Origin of the sequence: Amycolatopsis sp. NPDC004169 (genome assembly GCF_040610315.1) — a bacterium.
Taxonomy (GTDB): domain Bacteria; phylum Actinomycetota; class Actinomycetes; order Mycobacteriales; family Pseudonocardiaceae; genus Amycolatopsis.
In genome coordinates this window covers 1-15,345 of sequence record NZ_JBEXMD010000016.1, presented here as the reverse complement: position 1 = coordinate 15,345, position 15,345 = coordinate 1, and the positions used below count along the sequence as shown (strand labels likewise).

Genomic DNA, 15,345 nt, shown 5'->3' with positions numbered 1-15,345 from the left:
TGGGGTCAGCAGGTGGAGGTGGAGCTTGAGGTGTTGAGGCGGAGGGCGGAGCCCGACGTGGTCGCCGAGTCCTTGACGCAGTAGCCCGTCACCGACTGGAAGCCGATGTCGAACGGGCTCTTCGAGCCCTTCTCCGCCGTGAAGTGGTCGAACGTGATGTCCGAGCTGTTGTTGACGATGCTCGCCGGGCGGCCGTCGTCCTTGGCGAACTCGACCGAGCTGTCCACGAACTTGATGCCGTTCGCGTAGTGCAGGTACCAGCCGTAGGAGGGGCGGGTGCCGATGCTCTTCGGGTTGTAGTCCGTCGCCGTGTTGCTCGGGACGCCCGTGCCCATCGTGCCGTTGCCGCCGGGCACGGTCAGCTTCACGCCGGTGAACGTGACGCCGGAGACGCGGTGGCTGCTGTCCGCGCCCCAGATCGTCGGGCTGAAGTTGCTGCCGGTGTGCGTGCCGGTGACGTTGTCCAGCGTGATGTTGCTGATCGAACCGACGCCGGGGTTGTTGCCGCAGCGCTTGCGCGTGCCGATCTTCATCATGATCGGCGAATACGTGCCGGACATCGTGATGTTGCGGTAGTGCACGTCGGAAATCTTCGCGCCGTCCATCGAGACGATCCCGATCCCCGATTTGTGCGCGCCGGTGATCGTGATGTCCGAGAACTGGTAGCCGGTGAAGTCACCGCACGTCTCGGAGCCGAACATCAGCGCGTTGCAGCACTGCGCCGAAAGTTTCGCGTTGTTCACCGTCACGTTCCCGTTCGGCAGTTTCGCGCCGAGCGCGTAGTCGCTCTTGAACACGAGTGCGTCGTCGTTCGCCGCGATGTTCGCGTTGGTGATCGTGACGTTGGTGGTGCTGATGATGTTCCAGCCGTCGCGGTCACTCGCCGTGTCGATCGTCAGGTGGTCGGAAACGACGTTCGTGCAGCCGTTGATCAGGGCCGCGAAGTGCCCGCCGCGACGCAGCTTGACGCCGGAGAGGGTCAGGCCGTCACACCGGGTGAGGGACAGGATCTTGTCGGCCTCGCCGGACTTCGGGTTGCCGGTGATGAGGTTGCCGCCGCCGTCGATCGTGCCGGCGCCGGTGAAGCCGATGTTCGTCAGCTTGTCGCCGTAGAACATCGCGTTGTGGAAGTGGCTGTGGCCGTAGTCCTGGTACTCGTCCCACTGGTTCGACTCGGGCTTGTCGTAGGTGTCCGCACCGGACCCCGTGATGGTCGCACCCGCGTCGAGCTGGATCGTGACGTTGCTCTTGAGGTGAACGGTGTTCGCCGACTTGTACGTGCCGGATCCGAACCGGACGGTGCCGCCGCCCGCCGCGTTGGCCGCGGTGATGGCCTTGTCGATGGCGGCCGAATCGTTGGCCGATCCGTTTCCCTTGGCGCCGTAGTCCTTGACGTCGTAAACGCCGCCGGGTGCGGCGGTGGAAACGCCGGCGCCGGTCACCACCAGCCCCGCCACCGCGAACGTGATCAGCAAGAGTTTTTTCACCGTGGAACCGCCTTGTCATGAAATCGCAGAATTCGGCATGACGGCGGAACACCCAGATTACGAGTGCGGCGAAGGGAATGTCAAGATCGACGGGGCTTGGGGACCCGCGCCACCCCCAGTCGGGCGCGGGTCCCCGTGATCGGGGGTCCGGTGTCCATTCAGGATTCTCGGAGTCTACCTTCGCCGGGCCCGGGTGCCCCGTGCGTTCTTCATGGTCCGGACCATGAGTGCGGCACGGACGGCGGCGGTCAGCCGAACCCTACTCCGGACGACAGCAGGGTGAACGCCCGTTCGGCCGTCACCCGAGCCTCGGGGTACTGCTCCGCCGCGGCGACGCCGGCCGCGACCGCGGCCATGTTCGCCGTGGCCAGCGTCCGCCGGACCGCGGAGATCTGCGCCGCGGCCAGGCCCGCGTCCGGCGAAGGCACCCCGGCCTCGGCGAGCGCGGCGGCCAGCGCCACCTCCCCCGCGGAGGTGAATTCCGCCAGCCGCGCCACCAGCGCCGGGGTGCGGGTGACGAGCCGGAACACCGCGACGACCTCGGGCAGGTCGCACAGCCCGGTCACCGGCTCCCGCGCATCGAGGCCCCGCACGAACGCTTCCCGCAACGCCGCCAGTGGCCCTTGGCCCGGCGGGCGGGCGCGGACGACGTCCGCCGCGTCGGTCTCGTGGTCGGCGAACCGGTGCAGCACGAGGTCCTCCTTGGTCGGGAAGTAGGCGAACAGCGTCCGCTTGGACACCTCGGCCACCCGCGCCACCTCGGCGACCCCGACGGCGTCGAACCCGCGCTCGAGGAAGAGCCCGATCGCCGCCACCGAGATCGCCGCCCGCGTCCGGAGCTTCTTGCGCTCCCGCAAGCCCAGTTCGTCGTTCACGTCACGCAGCGTAGCCTCAGACCTGCTGCAGGCCTGGCTTCCCGGCCTGCACCACGTAGCTGACGTCGTTCTTGATCACGACCGACGCCGGGTCGTAGACGCTGGTGTCCGAGGTGGTCATGAAGTCCGCCCGCATTTGCGCCGGAGTGGTCGTGACGCGGACGTACCCGCGCTCGCCCTTGCAGTACTTGACGTGCGGGTTGTTCGCGTACCAGGCCGCGCTGGGCGCCGAGGCGGTGTCGCTGTTGCTCGTCACCGACGTCGTGACCAGTTCCGAGCCGATGACCGGAGCACTGTGGTCGAAGTAGTCGAGCCGCAGGTCGGCGGCCCAGTGCCGGTGGACGTCGCCGGTGAGCACCACCGGGTTGGCGACCTTCCGGTCGACCCAGCCCTGCTGGATCCGGTTGCGGGAGGCCTCGTAGCCCTGCCAGGAGTCGTTGCTCTCGCAGGTGGCCTTGTTGCCGTCGGAGTCACGCGTGGCGAAGAAGACCTGCTGGCCGAGGAAGTCCCAGGTCGCCGGGTGCGACTCGAACTGCTTGAGCAGCCACGCCTCCTCCGTGGCACCGAGGATGCTGCGCGAGGTGCTGCGCATGTCGGCGCAGGCCGGGCCGGCGTCGCCGGAGGGGTCGGGCACCTGGGCGCTGCGGTACTGGCGGGTGTCGAGCATGTGGAAGCGGGCCAGGTTGCCCCAGACGAACTGCCGGTACAGCTGGATCGACGCGCCGTTGGGCTTGGCCGTCGAGCGGATCGGGGTGTTCTCGTAGAACGCCTGGAACCCGGCGGCCTTGCGCGCGGCGGTGGCGGGCGCGGTGGTGCCGTTCCAGTTGTTCATCACTTCGTGGTCGTCGAACACGACGATCCACGGCGCGATCGCGTGCGCGGCCTGCAGGTCGGCGTCGGTCTTGTGCTGGGCGTGGCGGGCGCGGTACTGCGCGAGCGTGGTGACGTCCTCGGTGAACGCGAGGCTGCGCGGGTTGCGCTCCTGCGCGGTCCGGCCCGACTTCTTCTCGTAGATGTAGTCCCCGAGGAACAGCACCAGGTCCGGGTCGTCGGCCACGATGCCCTTGTACGCGTGGTAGTAGCCCTCCTCCCAGTGCTGGCAGGAACTGAAGCAGTACTTGAGCTGGTTGACCGCGGCACCGGCGGCGGGCGCGGTGCGCGTCCGGCCGACCGGCGAGATGTAGCCGGCGGTCTTGAAGCGGTAGAAGTACTCCCGCGCGGGCTGCAGGCCCACCGGCTCGATGTGGACGCTGTGCGCGGCCGCGCGGAGCGCGCTCGCCTGGCCGCTCTGCACGATCGAGGTGAACGCCTCGTCGTTCGCGATCTCCCAGTCGACCGCGTAGGTGGCGTCCGGCATGCCGCCGAAGCCGTCCGGGTTGAGCGGGGCGGGCGCGAGCCGCGTCCACAGCACGACGCTGTCGGGCAGCGGGTCGCCGGAGGCGACGCCGAGCTGGAACGGATCGCGGATGGTGGGGGCGGCGGCCGTGGTGCGGGCGTTCGCCCACGACGGCAACGCCGCCGAAGCCGCGGTGGCGGTGACCGCGGCGAGCCCGCCGAGGAGCACCTTGCGCCGGTTGACCTGACCCATGGGAAAGCCCTTTCTCGTGGTGGACGCGCGGTCAGGCCGCGAAGTCGGTGATGCCGTCGCTGCAGGACTTCAGGTCGGGCTTGGCGGTCGTGTAGTTCGCGACGCACACCTTGTAGTAGACCCAGCCGCCGTGCGGGACCGTGACGGCCTTGTCGACCTTCGTGCCCTCGCCGCCGGAGTTCCAGACGTAGAACGGCCCGGCGCCGCCCTTGAGCCAGTACGCGACCACGGCGGAGTAGCCGTCGGAATTCGTGTCGTAGACCAGGAAGTGCGAGTCGGACGAGCGGTACTGCGCTTCGCCCGCGCAGGCGTCGGCGCACTGGCCGCTGCCCGAGCCGACGCCGCAGTCGGGTGCGACCCGCGTGTCGGAGTTGGTGAAGACGTAGGTGTCCGAGATGTACCCGCCGAGCGCGGGCACGTAGTCCCACAACGTGCCCGTCCCGTAGGGACCGGTCACGGACGAGCCGTTGACCTGGCAGTCGATGGTGACGGTGGCACCGTTGGCGACGGTTTTGACGGCCGTGGCGGCGGTGGTGGGTGCCCGGCGGACGTTGAGCGGGTCACCCGCGGTCTTCACGGTTCCGCTCGCCGCCGCCGACGCTTCGGCCGCGCCGCCGGCCAGGAGCGCGCCGACCGCGGCCAGTACCAGCCCGGAGCCGGCGATACGCCGGAGTTTCGAACGCTTCATGGCGGCAGCGTCGCCCGCGGCCGTACACGTTCCGTACAAAGCGCGCACGTGTGTGCTCAGACACTCCGAATGGATCTATCCCGTGCGCCGGACGGGTCCTAGAGTCCGGGACATGGGGGAACTCATCGGGCAGGTTGAGACCACCTCGCTTACCATCCGCGTCCTCGGTCCGCTGGAGGTCACCGCCGCCGGGCGGGTGATCGCCCTCGGCGGGCCGAAGCCCCGGCTGCTGCTGGCCGCGCTGGCCCTGCAGCCGAACGTCGTCGTCTCGACCGACGTCCTGGTGGAAGTGCTGTGGCCGGAATCGGCGCCGCGGTCGGCCGCGGCGAACATCCGCACGTACGTGCATTCGCTGCGAAGACGCTTCGCCGAGATCGACCCCGCCCTCGGCGAGCGGATCAGCAGCCGGGCCTCCGGCTACCTGCTGACCGCGTCGCCGGAAGAACTGGACCACCTCGCCTTCGCCGCGCTGGCCGGCGAGGCGCAGGAAGCGCTCGACGGCGGTTCGGCCGAAGGCGCGCTCAAGCTCCTCGACCGGGCCGATGCGCTGTGGCGCGGTGAAATCCTCGAAGGCCTGCCGCACGACCACAGCTGGGGCGCGACCGTCGCCCGGCTCGCCGAACTGCGGCTTTCGGTGCAGGAACAACGGCTCCGCGCCCGGATCGGCCTCGGCCGCTCCGGTGAGGCCATCGCCGAGCTGCGCGGCCTGGTCACCGAGCACCCGCTGCGCGAAGAACTGTGGGCCCAGCTGATCGTCGCGCTGCGCGCCGCGGGCCGGACCGGGGACGCGATCGAGGCGTACGAGTCGGCCGAGCGGGTGCTGCGCGAGGAGCTCGACGCCGAACCGGGCGTCCGGCTGCGCGAGCTGCGCGCGACCCTGGTCCCGGACGACGTGCTCGTCCCGGCGCGGGCCGCCGAGGTCGCCCCGGTCTGCCAGCTGCCCCTCGACCTGCCGGACTTCACCGGCCGCGACGCGCTGATCCACGACGTCGTCACCCTGCTCCAGAAGAACGCGGACTCCGGTACGCCCGCCGTGATCGTGCTGTCGGGCGCGCCCGGCGTTGGCAAGTCGGCGGTCGCCGTCCGGGTCGCGCACGCGGTCCGCGACGAGTTCCCCGACGGGCAGCTGCACGTCGACCTGGCCGGCACGTCGTCGTCGCCGCGGGCGCCGATGAGCGTGCTCGCGGAACTGCTGCGCACGCTCGGCATCCCGGACGCCGGCCTGCCGCGCGAGCTGGCCGAGCGCTCGGCGCTGCTGCGCTCGCGCCTGGCCGGGCGGCGGATGTGCGTGGTGCTCGACGACGCCGGCAGCGAGGCCCAGGTGCGGCCGCTGCTGCCCGGGGCCGGGGCGTGCGGGGTGCTGGTGACCAGCCGGATCCGGCTGCCCGGGCTCGCCGGCGCGAAGCCGGTGGACGTCGACCTGCTGCCCGAGGCCGAGGCCGCGCGGCTGTTGCAGGGCATCGTCGGCGCCGAGCGGGTGGCGGCCGAGCCGGAGAGCGCCGCGGCGATCCTGCGCCAGTGCGGGCACCTGCCGCTGGCGATCCGGGTGGCCGGCGCGAAGCTGACGCACCGGCCGGGCTGGACGCTGCGGCTGCTGGCCGACCGGCTGGGCGACGAGCGCCGCCGGCTCGACGAGCTGCGCGTCGGCGACCTGGCCGTCCGCGCGAGCGTGACCCTGTCCTACGACCTGCTGCCGATGTCGGCGGCGACGGCGTTTCGCGGGCTGGGCCTGCTCGGGCCGGTCCAGTTCCCGGCCTGGGCGCTCGCGGCCGTGCTGGGCCGCCGTGACGCCGACGACGTCCTCGACGTGCTGGTCGACGGCCACCTCGTCGAGCTGGTCGGCTCCGATTCGGCGGGCCAGCCGCGCTACCGGCTGCACGACCTGCTGCGCGTGTACGCGGTGGAACTGGCCGAGCGCAGTGACGCGGCGAAGACCCGCGCCGGCCTGCGGCGGGTCCTGGAGGGCTACCTGGGCCTGGCGCTCGAGGCGGCGCGCCGGATGCCGCTGCACTTCTTCGGCGCGTACTGCGACGACGAGCTGCCCCGGCCCGCGGTGCCCACCGACGTCCTGCCCGAGGACCCGGCGGCGTGGTTCGCGGCCGAGCGGCACACGACCGTCGCGGCGGTCTCGCTGGCCGCCCAGCACGGGTTCGACGACCTGGCCTGGCAGCTGGCTTCGGCGCTGACGCCGTACTTCGACCTCCGCGGCCCCCAGGACGACTGGCACAGCACGCACCTGGTCGCACTGGCCGCGGCCCGCCGGACGGGTTCGGAGCGCGCCGAGGCGATCGTCCAGCGCAACCTCGGGCAGTACCTGCTGTACCAGGACGAATACGCCGAGGCCAGGGTGGCGTTCGAGGAGTCGAAGAAGCTGTTCGACGCGGTCGGTGACGCACAGGGCGTCGCCGTCGCGCTGACCGGGCTGTCGACGATCCTGCGCATCGAAGGCGAGGACGAGCTGGCCCTCGACCACTGCCACGAGGCACTGGAGCTGTTCGCCGAAGCCGACGACCCGAACGGCGAAGCGGTGGCCCGCCTGGGCGCGGGAGCGGTCTGGATGTCGCGAGGGTGCTACGCGGTGGCGAAGCGCTGGATCACCGACGCACTGGAACTGACGGCCTCGATCGGCGACCGCCACCGAGAGGCCCACGCCCTCAAGCGCCTGGGGCTGTTGTTCCAGCACCAGGGCAACCTGGCGGCGGCCCGAGAGCACGTCGACCGGGCGATCGCGATCTTCACCGCCCTCGGCGACGACCACTGCGTGGGCTACGCCAACCAGAACCTGGGCGAGCTGTGCCTGCACAGCGGCGACTTCGCCCACGCCCAGCTGCTGCTGGTGAACTCACTGGCGGTCCACCGCCGCAACGGCGACCGCCGCTCGGAGGCCGAGGTTTCGCAGCTGCTGGGCGAACTGCACCGGGCGCTGTCACAGCCGGAGCGGTCCCGGGATTATTCGGAGCGGGCCCTGACGATCTGGCGGGAGTTGTCGACACGGCCGAAGGAGCCTGCGGTCGTAGTGGAGGACCGGGCGCACATAGCGTCAGCGTGAGGCGGTCCGCAAGACCGCGGGGCCACAAGAGAGCGGTCCGCAGGACCGCGGCCCACCAGACAACGGTCCGCAGGACCGCAATCCACCGGACAACGGTCCGCAGGACCGTCCCGGCCACACCCCCCTGCCGACCCGATACGCAGCCGCTTCAGCGGCCGGCAGGCCTTGTCAAGGCACGCTTTCCCGCCTTGACAAGGCCTGACGGCCGCTGAACAATCCGGCGTTCGGGCCGGCGGGGGGGAAGCCACGGCAGAGCAAATCCAGCAAGGCCAGCACAGCCCGCACAACCCGCACAATCCCGTTGTACGGATCATGTACGCCCGACAGTCACTCTTCTCCCACCTTCGAAACAACAGGTGTGAGAGGAGAACCGGGGATGATCCGGATCATGAAGGCCGGCCGCGTGACCGCGGCGGTTCTGGCCGCCGGAGCGGTGACGGCGCTGGCCGGAGCCCCCGCGCAGGCCGCGACGGCACCGCCCACGACGAACTGGACCGCCGATCTGTCCACTGTGGACCAGGACGACGTCAACGTCACCGGCCAGGGTGGCACGCTCACCCTGGCCGACGCGGCCTGGCACAGAACCTCCAGGGTGTTCGCCGGCAGCGAGGGCAGCCTGCTCACCGCCGGGCACCGGCTCGGCTCGGCCGCGAACCGCGTCAGCGCGGAACTCACCGCCGACACGCCCCGGGGCACCTCGGTCGACGTCGACGTCCGCGGGCGGACCGGGGTGAACGACTGGACCGAGTGGACCCCGGCCGGCACCGCGTTGAAGTCCGCCGTGAACGAGGTGCAGGTGCGGATCAGCCTGCACAGCACCACCGACGGCGTGCGGCCCTCGGTCAAGAGCGTCGCGCTCAGCGCCGACAGCGTCCCGCAGGCCAGCGCACTGGCCGCCGGCACCGAGCTGACCTACAAGGTCTTCGGCACCCGCGAAGGCCTGCCCGGCGGGACCACCGCCAACGGCCACGTCATCACCAGCCGGGACCACTTCGTCGCGCTGCCGTCCGGCAAGGCGCTGGCGCCCAAGGGCACCGGCAACTACTCCGTCCGCGTCTGCCGCACCGACGGCAGCAAGTGCGAGTACGCGCCGGTGTGGGACGTCGGCCCGTGGAACGAGCAGGACGACTACTGGAACCCGTCGTCGGTGCGGACCAAGTTCAAGGACCTGCCGCAGGGCCAGCCCGAGGCGTATGCCGCCTACCACAACGGGTACAACGGCGGTAAGAGCGGCCTGGGCTACAAGGTGCAGAACCCGGCGGGCATCGACCTCGCCGACGGCGTGTTCTGGGACGGCCTCGGCATGTCCGACAACGGCAACGTCAACGTCACCTACCTGTGGACCGGCTCCGGCCCGACCGGCGTGGTCAGCACGGCCGGCGACCCGATGAACGTCCGGGCGAGCGCGAGCACCTCGGCCGCCATCAAGGGCCTCGCGGCGAACTACGCCAAGGTGAACATCGAGTGCTACGTCGAGGGTGACACCGTCACCGGCAAGTTCGGCACCGGCAACATCTGGGACCGGATCGGCCCCGGGCACTACGTGTCGGACACCTACCTGCAGACGGGTTCCGACCAGCCGGTCGCCCCGCACTGCTGAAAATCGTCGCGCGGATGACTGCCCTCACCCCGCGACCACAGCGAAGGCCCGGTGTACCCCGCCGGGCCTTCGCCCTTTTTCCGGGTTATTCCGCTCACCGGGACCGCAATTCACAACCGTGAACAGACATCCGCCGGGTGTACAACGGACTGTCGATCGTGCAAAAATTCCGGGCACTTTCCTCCCACGGATTCACGGAATGGCGGGTACCTGTGAGCGTTTCCCGGAGAACCCTGCTGACCACCGCGGCCGGTGCCGCGGTCGCGGTGGGCGCCAGCACCTCGACGGCCGCCTCCGCGGCCACTCTTGACCAGGCCTCGGCCACCCGGACGCTCCGCCAGGCGGCCGATTACGCGGTGGCCAAGCTCCGCGCCGTGGCGCCCGGCGTCACCGCGTTCCCGGTCGGCACGAAGTTCGAGAAATGGACCTATTCGCAGAACGGCGACTGGGTCGGCGGATTCTGGCCCGGTCAGTTGTGGCTGGCCTGGCTGCACAGCGGCGAGGAACAATTCAAGACCCTCGCGCTGGCCTCTGCGGAAAAGCTCGCGCCGCGCCAGAACGACACGGGCACGCACGACCTCGGTTTCCTCTTCTACCCCTCGTGGGTGACGGCCTGGCGGCTCACCGGCGACGAGAAGTGGCGGGCCGGCGCGGTGCAGGCGGCGTCGTCGCTGATCAAGCGGTACAACCCGGCCGGCCGGTTCATCCGCGCCTGGGGTGCGCTGTCCGATCCGAACAACGCCGGCCGCGTCATCATGGACACGATGATGAACCTCGACCTGCTCGCGTTCGCCAGTGCGCAGACGCAGGACCCGAAGTACCTCGAAATCGCCGTCGCGCACGCCAAGACGGTGCAGCGGAACTTCCCGCGCCCCGACGGGTCCACCCCGCACGTGTTCGACTTCGACCCGGTCACCGGCGCGCCGATCGGGCCGAACACCGTGCAGGGCTACAGCCCGGCGTCGTGCTGGTCGCGCGGGCAGGCCTGGGGCGTCTACGGGTTCACCACGATCCACCGGCGGACCGGGGACGCGGAGTTCCTGGCCACGGCCCGCCGGCTCGCGGACTTCGCGTTGTCCCGGCTGACGCCCGACCACGTCCCGGTGTGGGACTACCTGGCCCCGCAGGCCCCCGACGACGTCAAGGACGCGTCCGCGGGCGTGATCATGGCGTGCGGCCTGCTCGACCTGGCGGAACTGACGCACCGCCCGCACTACCGGGACAGCGCGCTGCGGATCCTCACCGCGATCTCGCGGACCTGCCTGACGACGAAGTCCGCCCGTGCCGAGGCGAGCGTCGCCCGCTGCACCCGCAACCGGCCCGCCGAGGACGGTGTCGAGGTGTCGCTCCCGTACGCCGACTACTACCTGCTGGAAGGCATCCTGCGGGTGCTCGACCGGCGCGGGCTCGACCGCGCGATCGACCTTTCCAGCCGGTAGCGGCGTCCGGGGAGGCCGCCACCTCCCCGGGCGCGCTCAGTGGTGGTGGTGCGCGTGCACCTTGGCGTGGCCGAGGCCGCGCCCGATCATCCACTTGTTGACCGGCACCGTGACGACGAAGGCGATCGCGAGCGAGAGCGCCAGTGACAGCCAGAACAGGGCACTGGCCAGCCCGGCGTCCATCGCCCCGGGAATCGCCACGACGACGGTGTTGTCGATCAGTTCCATCACCGCGATCGACACGGTGTCCGCGGCCAGCGCGACCTTGAACGCGGCCTGCAGGTTCATCCCCGACTTCAGCACGCCCCGCATGGTCAGGCCGTAGCCGAAGACGAAGGCCAGCGCGATCGACAGCACCACGGTCGCCGCGTTGTGCAGGCCGAACGCCGTGCCCAGCACCATGCCGAGCACCTCACCGATGGCACAGCCGGTCAGGCAGTGCAGAGTCGCCTGGATCGCCGTCGCCCACGAAGCTGCGTGCTGTTCGCTCATGCCGTGAACCATACCCCTAGGGGGTAAGTGACGCACGTTCCGCGCGTCACAGTCCCGCCCACCCCGGACAGACACGGATAGGCGGTTTGCTGTCACTCAAAGTAGCCACAACAGGGCGACCAGGGCATTTCCGGCGAAGCAGAACTCACTTCCGTAACCCTTTGCGCACATCCCGTTGACCACCGTTACCCGGAGCCCTACGTTCGCCCTTGGTCTCGACCATGCGCGGACCCATCGAACTGATCGAAAGTCCTGAGGAACGGGTGGGGATGCGAGGGCCGACGAAGACCTTCCGGCTGGCCGCGACGGCGACGCTGGTCGCGGCACTCGCGCTCGGGGGCTGCGCCGACCAGCTGGGCAGCGCCCCCGCGCCGGCGCCGACCCGGATCGAGTTCGTGCCCAAGGTCGCCGGCATCCCGTACTTCCAGGCGATGGACAACGGCGGCCTCGAGGCGGCGAGGCAGCTGGGCGTGGCGTGGCACTCGACCGGCCCGGCGACGGTCGACCCGGCCGCCCAGGTGACCATCCTGCGCGACCTGATCGCGAAGAAGCCCGACGTCATCGTGGTGGCCCCGAACGACCCCGCCGCGCTCGCCGGCGTGATCGCCGAGGCCAGGGCCAAGGGCATCCACGTGCTCACCTCGGACACCGACGCGCCGGGCACGCAACGCGAGGTGTTCGTCAACCAGGCCAGCGCGCAGGGTATCGGCACCGCGCTGGTCGACGCCCTGATGGCGAAGACCGGCGGCGCCGGCCAGTACGCCATCGTCTCCTGCGGCAAGGCCGCGGCGAACCTCAACTCGTGGATCGCGGTCCAGAAGGAGTACGCGGCCAAGCACTACCCGAAGGCGGAACTCGTCGAGACCGTGTACGCGGGCGAAGACGAGGACACCGCGACAGTGCTGGCCAAGCAGCTCATGACCGAGCACCCCGGCCTGACCGGGCTGATCGGCGAGTGCACGACCTCCGCGCCCGGTGTCGCCAAGGCCGTCGGCGACGAGCAGAAGATCGGCCGGGTGTTCACCGTCGGCGTCGGGACGCCGCAGGCCATCAAGCCGTTCCTGCTCGACGGCTCGTGTTCGCAGTCGGTGCTGTGGAACGTCGAGTCGCTGGGTTACCTGACCGCGTGGACGGCGAAGCAGATCGCCGACGGCAAGCCGCTCCAGGCCGTCAACAAGGTGAGCCTGGAGCTGCCGGCGGTGAAGTACGACCCGGCCACGAGGACCGTCCTGCTGGGCGATCCCCTGCTCATCACCGCCGACAACGTCGACCAGTTCAAGTACTGAGCACGCCTACCGGTGCCGGCGCCCGTGCGCGGCCGCCGCGCCGCCGCCGAGCACGAGGATCAGCGCCGTCAGTCCCCAGCGCCGTTTCTCTTCGGTCCGCTCGCCGGTGTCCCGGACCACCGGCTCGGCCTTGTCCGTCGGCCGCGCGCGGGGCGTCGACGGCGGGGGCGGCGGAGGCGGGGCAGCCGGCGTGGGCGTCTGCACGCGCGGCGGCGGCGGGGGTGCCGGCTCGGGGGTCGGCGGCACGACGACGGGCCGTTCCACCGGCGGCGGCTGCGCCGGTGGTGGCGGCTCCGGGGCCGGGGTGACCGGCGGCTCGGTCGAGGGTGGCGGCGTCGGTGTCGGCGTCGGCGACTCCTGCCCCGGTGGCGTCGTCGGCGGAGGCGAGGACGTCGTCGGCGGGGGCGGGGGCGGGGGCGTCTCGGCCAAGCACCCGGCCGCGTCGCCGCTCACCAGCGGCGGCCCGGTCGCGACCTCGGCGGCCGGGCTCGAGCCGTCGCGCGGCAGGCGGTACGTGACGCTGCGCGGCCCGTCGTGGTTGGCCGTGGCGTAGATCGTGCCGGGGGCCAGCACCACCGACCCGTACGCCCCGCCCTCGGGGAACCGGAGGCCGGGGACCACCGCGACCTGCCCGCTCGACGGGTCGAGGGTGACCACCGAGTTGTCCCCGCGCGAAGTCACCGAAACGCCGTAGAGGAGCCCGTCCGCCGGGTCGAAGGCGAAGTCGTCGACACCGACGGCGAGCGAGACCGGCCGCAACGCCGTCCGGTGCACCACGCGCAGGTAGTCCTGGCCGGCCGGGTCGATGTCCACTGTGTACAGATCGCTGTTCTGCCGGACGTACCAGCGGTTGCCGTCGATCGCGCCCGCGGTGGCCCCGGTGACCAGGCTCCACACGGGACGCCGCGCGCCCGCGCGGCCGATCACGCCGAGGTCGGTGACCACCCCGGCGGCGTCGATCCGGACCGCGTGCGCGCCGTGGCCGTACCGGCCGGCGCGGGTGCCGTCGGCGACGCCGTAGACCACGTTCTGCGCGGCGGAGTAGCCCATCGCGTTGATCCAGTACCCGGCCTGGCTGATCCGCTTGGTGACCCCGCCGGGCAGGGACAGCAACCGCAACGTCGTCGGCGCGCCGTCGCGTTCGTTCTCCGCCTGGAGAACCGTGCAGCCGCCCGGCTCCCTGGCCACGGCGAGCCGGGCCTTCGGGGGCGCGAGCCAGCCCGTCGCCGCCAGCAGCGCCGAGGCCGCGGCCGCCACGCCGAACGCCGCCACCCAGCGGGCGCGCGTGCCGGTCAAGCCAGCCTGGCCAGCGCCGAGGTGAACGCCTCGGGGGGCACGCTGACGCCGCCGCTGAACGGGTTCTGCAGCTGGTGGATCGCGAAGAGCAGCAACGTGATCGTGCCGGCCAGGGTGGACACGATGATGATGTGCGCGGCCAGCCGCGTGCCGCCGAACAGGTTGGGCAGCAGGATCGCGGTGATCAGGCTGCCGAGGATCAGGGCGAACCAGACGACCGGGCCGACCCCGCCGGCCCCGGAATGGTTCAGCCGCTGCTGGCGGGCCTGGTAGACCGACCACAGCTGGTTGCTGGCCTCGGTCTTGCGGTCCAGCAGCCAGTCGTCGTCGGACGGGGCCTCCGCGACCGCGTGGCGCATCTGGTCGAGCTCCGTCGCGCCGGTGGCCGGGACCTCGCCGCCGTCGGCCAGGCGCGGCCATTCCTGTTCCTCGACCGTGCGGGCGTAGGCGGCGGCGAGCTGGTGCACCCGGTCCTTGGTCTCGGCCGGCAGCGCGTCGGCCGCCCAGGTGGCCGCGACCAGGCTGTCGGCTTCGGTCTGCGCGTTCTGGCTGACGTTGTTCACCGAGTCGTACAGCGAGATGAGCACGAAGGCGAGCAGGACCGCGTGCAGCCCGCCGACGATGGTGAACACCTGGCCGGCGGCGTCGTTGTTGTCGGGCCTGCCTTCGTCCCAGCCGAACCGGCGGACCAGGTAGGCGACCACGCCCGCGACCAGGGCCGCGCCGGCCACCCAGAGACTGCCGGCCACGAAGATGTTCATCCGGGTCCTTTCGCCCGCGGAAGGCGGGAAGCACTGCCCGGCATTACTCGGGCCGGGTCCGCTCAAGTTAGCCACCCATTTCCGGCCGGACAACAGAGGGTCCGGAATTCATCCGGGTGGCCGCACCGGCGTCCCGAAAGTCGCCGATTCGGCGCAGCTGAAACGGGTACCCGCGGGCGCGCCGTCTCGCTGGGCGATCACGGATCGCGCTGCCGGGCAGGGATCCTCACGACCGAGTGACGTCCGCGGACAGCCGGTGACCACCGGTGCCGAAGATCGCCGGACAATGATCAAGTCCTCCGCCCGGCAATTACCCCGGTGACCCGATCGTGTCATTGTGCGCCCCGGCGCGGTTGCTATGTTGATTTCGCGCCGCCGCGAAACCGCGCGCATATCAGCAAATAGCAGGTCATGACCGGCGTGCTGGCCGGCGGGCACGTGCCGAACGCGAATGATTGGGTGGTCCTCGTTGTGACTGTCACCGACCCGGTGGGATCCGAGCAGGTGGGCTCCGAGCAGGCGCCGTCGAGCCTGGGGCGGGCGGCGGCCCGGACCCTGGCCACGACGACCAAATCGGTCCCGCAGATGCAGGGCATCTCCTCCCGCTGGCTGCTCAAAGTACTGCCCTGGGTCGAGGTCTCCGGCGGCGCCTACCGCGTCAACCGCCGCCTCTCCTACGCGGTCGGGGACGGCCGGGTCACCTTCACCACCACCGGCGCCCAAGTCCGCGTCATCCCACCCGAACTCGGCGAACTCGCCCCCCTGCGCGGCTACGACGACGAAA

At 71.0% G+C, this 15,345-nt stretch carries 11 protein-coding genes and 1 pseudogene; 5 read left to right on the top strand and 7 right to left on the bottom strand.

Annotated elements, in window-relative coordinates; all coding sequences use genetic code 11:
- Positions 1–5: 5 nt before the first annotated feature.
- From ABZX11_RS22415 to ABZX11_RS22400, 4 genes are all read right to left on the bottom strand, one after another.
- Positions 6–1,487 (bottom strand): glycosyl hydrolase family 28 protein, encoded by a 1,482-nt coding sequence (locus tag ABZX11_RS22415; protein WP_176172536.1) that lies wholly within the window; start codon positions 1,485–1,487, stop codon positions 6–8.
- A 248-nt stretch (positions 1,488–1,735) separates the two neighbouring features.
- The gene (locus ABZX11_RS22410; RefSeq protein ID WP_354915828.1) at positions 1,736–2,362 is read right to left on the bottom strand and encodes a TetR family transcriptional regulator; all 627 of its coding nucleotides are present in this window, start codon (positions 2,360–2,362) and stop codon (positions 1,736–1,738) included.
- Positions 2,363–2,378: 16 nt separating this feature from the next.
- Positions 2,379–3,950, bottom strand: coding sequence for an alkaline phosphatase D family protein (locus ABZX11_RS22405; protein WP_176172538.1), 1,572 nt, complete (start codon positions 3,948–3,950; stop codon positions 2,379–2,381).
- 31 nt (positions 3,951–3,981) lie between these two features.
- Positions 3,982–4,638 carry a hypothetical protein gene (locus ABZX11_RS22400; RefSeq protein ID WP_176172539.1) on the bottom strand — a complete coding sequence of 219 codons (657 nt, stop codon included), beginning with the start codon at positions 4,636–4,638 and terminating at the stop codon, positions 3,982–3,984.
- A gap of 112 nt (positions 4,639–4,750) precedes the next feature.
- On the opposite strand from ABZX11_RS22400, the gene ABZX11_RS22395 reads away from it, so the two are divergent.
- The 3 genes from ABZX11_RS22395 (at position 4,751) to ABZX11_RS22385 (ending at position 10,726) form a co-directional block, all read left to right on the top strand.
- The gene (locus ABZX11_RS22395) at positions 4,751–7,687 is read left to right on the top strand and encodes a BTAD domain-containing putative transcriptional regulator (protein WP_354915824.1); all 2,937 of its coding nucleotides are present in this window, start codon (positions 4,751–4,753) and stop codon (positions 7,685–7,687) included.
- A 376-nt stretch (positions 7,688–8,063) separates the two neighbouring features.
- Positions 8,064–9,287 carry a hypothetical protein gene (locus tag ABZX11_RS22390; protein WP_354915821.1) on the top strand — a complete coding sequence of 408 codons (1,224 nt, stop codon included), beginning with the start codon at positions 8,064–8,066 and terminating at the stop codon, positions 9,285–9,287.
- Positions 9,288–9,499: 212 nt separating this feature from the next.
- The gene (locus tag ABZX11_RS22385; RefSeq protein WP_354915818.1) at positions 9,500–10,726 is read left to right on the top strand and encodes a glucuronyl hydrolase; all 1,227 of its coding nucleotides are present in this window, start codon (positions 9,500–9,502) and stop codon (positions 10,724–10,726) included.
- A gap of 36 nt (positions 10,727–10,762) precedes the next feature.
- On the opposite strand, the gene ABZX11_RS22380 is transcribed toward ABZX11_RS22385, so the two are convergent.
- Entirely contained in the window at positions 10,763–11,218 is a 456-nt protein-coding gene (locus tag ABZX11_RS22380) for a DUF4396 domain-containing protein (protein WP_176172543.1), read from the bottom strand.
- Positions 11,219–11,487: 269 nt separating this feature from the next.
- On the opposite strand from ABZX11_RS22380, the gene ABZX11_RS22375 reads away from it, so the two are divergent.
- On the top strand, positions 11,488–12,504 hold the full coding sequence (locus ABZX11_RS22375) for an autoinducer 2 ABC transporter substrate-binding protein (protein ID WP_176172544.1): 1,017 nt from the start codon (positions 11,488–11,490) through the stop codon (positions 12,502–12,504).
- A 6-nt stretch (positions 12,505–12,510) separates the two neighbouring features.
- Here ABZX11_RS22375 and ABZX11_RS22370 read toward each other — a convergent pair whose 3' ends face one another.
- Both ABZX11_RS22370 and ABZX11_RS22365 read right to left on the bottom strand, forming a co-directional pair.
- Positions 12,511–13,800 (bottom strand): hypothetical protein, encoded by a 1,290-nt coding sequence (locus ABZX11_RS22370; RefSeq protein ID WP_354915814.1) that lies wholly within the window; start codon positions 13,798–13,800, stop codon positions 12,511–12,513.
- Positions 13,797–14,561 carry a DUF4239 domain-containing protein gene (locus ABZX11_RS22365; protein WP_176172546.1) on the bottom strand — a complete coding sequence of 255 codons (765 nt, stop codon included), beginning with the start codon at positions 14,559–14,561 and terminating at the stop codon, positions 13,797–13,799. Before ABZX11_RS22365 ends, ABZX11_RS22370 begins: the two co-directional genes overlap by 4 nt.
- A gap of 411 nt (positions 14,562–14,972) precedes the next feature.
- Here ABZX11_RS22365 and ABZX11_RS22360 point away from each other — a divergent pair.
- A pseudogene (locus ABZX11_RS22360) lies at positions 14,973–15,345 on the top strand (Crp/Fnr family transcriptional regulator); the annotation flags it as partial.

Excerpts from the sequence above, each read along its gene's own strand:
- ABZX11_RS22405 (WP_176172538.1), bottom strand. The coding sequence starts at position 3,950 with ATGGGTCAGGTCAACCGGCGCAAGGTGCTCCTCGGCGGGCTCGCCGCG.
- ABZX11_RS22400 (WP_176172539.1), bottom strand. The coding sequence starts at position 4,638 with ATGAAGCGTTCGAAACTCCGGCGTATCGCCGGCTCCGGGCTGGTACTG.
- ABZX11_RS22395 (WP_354915824.1), top strand. The coding sequence starts at position 4,751 with ATGGGGGAACTCATCGGGCAGGTTGAGACCACCTCGCTTACCATCCGC.
- ABZX11_RS22390 (WP_354915821.1), top strand. The coding sequence starts at position 8,064 with ATGATCCGGATCATGAAGGCCGGCCGCGTGACCGCGGCGGTTCTGGCC.
- ABZX11_RS22380 (WP_176172543.1), bottom strand. The coding sequence starts at position 11,218 with ATGAGCGAACAGCACGCAGCTTCGTGGGCGACGGCGATCCAGGCGACT.
- ABZX11_RS22375 (WP_176172544.1), top strand. The coding sequence starts at position 11,488 with ATGCGAGGGCCGACGAAGACCTTCCGGCTGGCCGCGACGGCGACGCTG.
- ABZX11_RS22365 (WP_176172546.1), bottom strand. The coding sequence starts at position 14,561 with ATGAACATCTTCGTGGCCGGCAGTCTCTGGGTGGCCGGCGCGGCCCTG.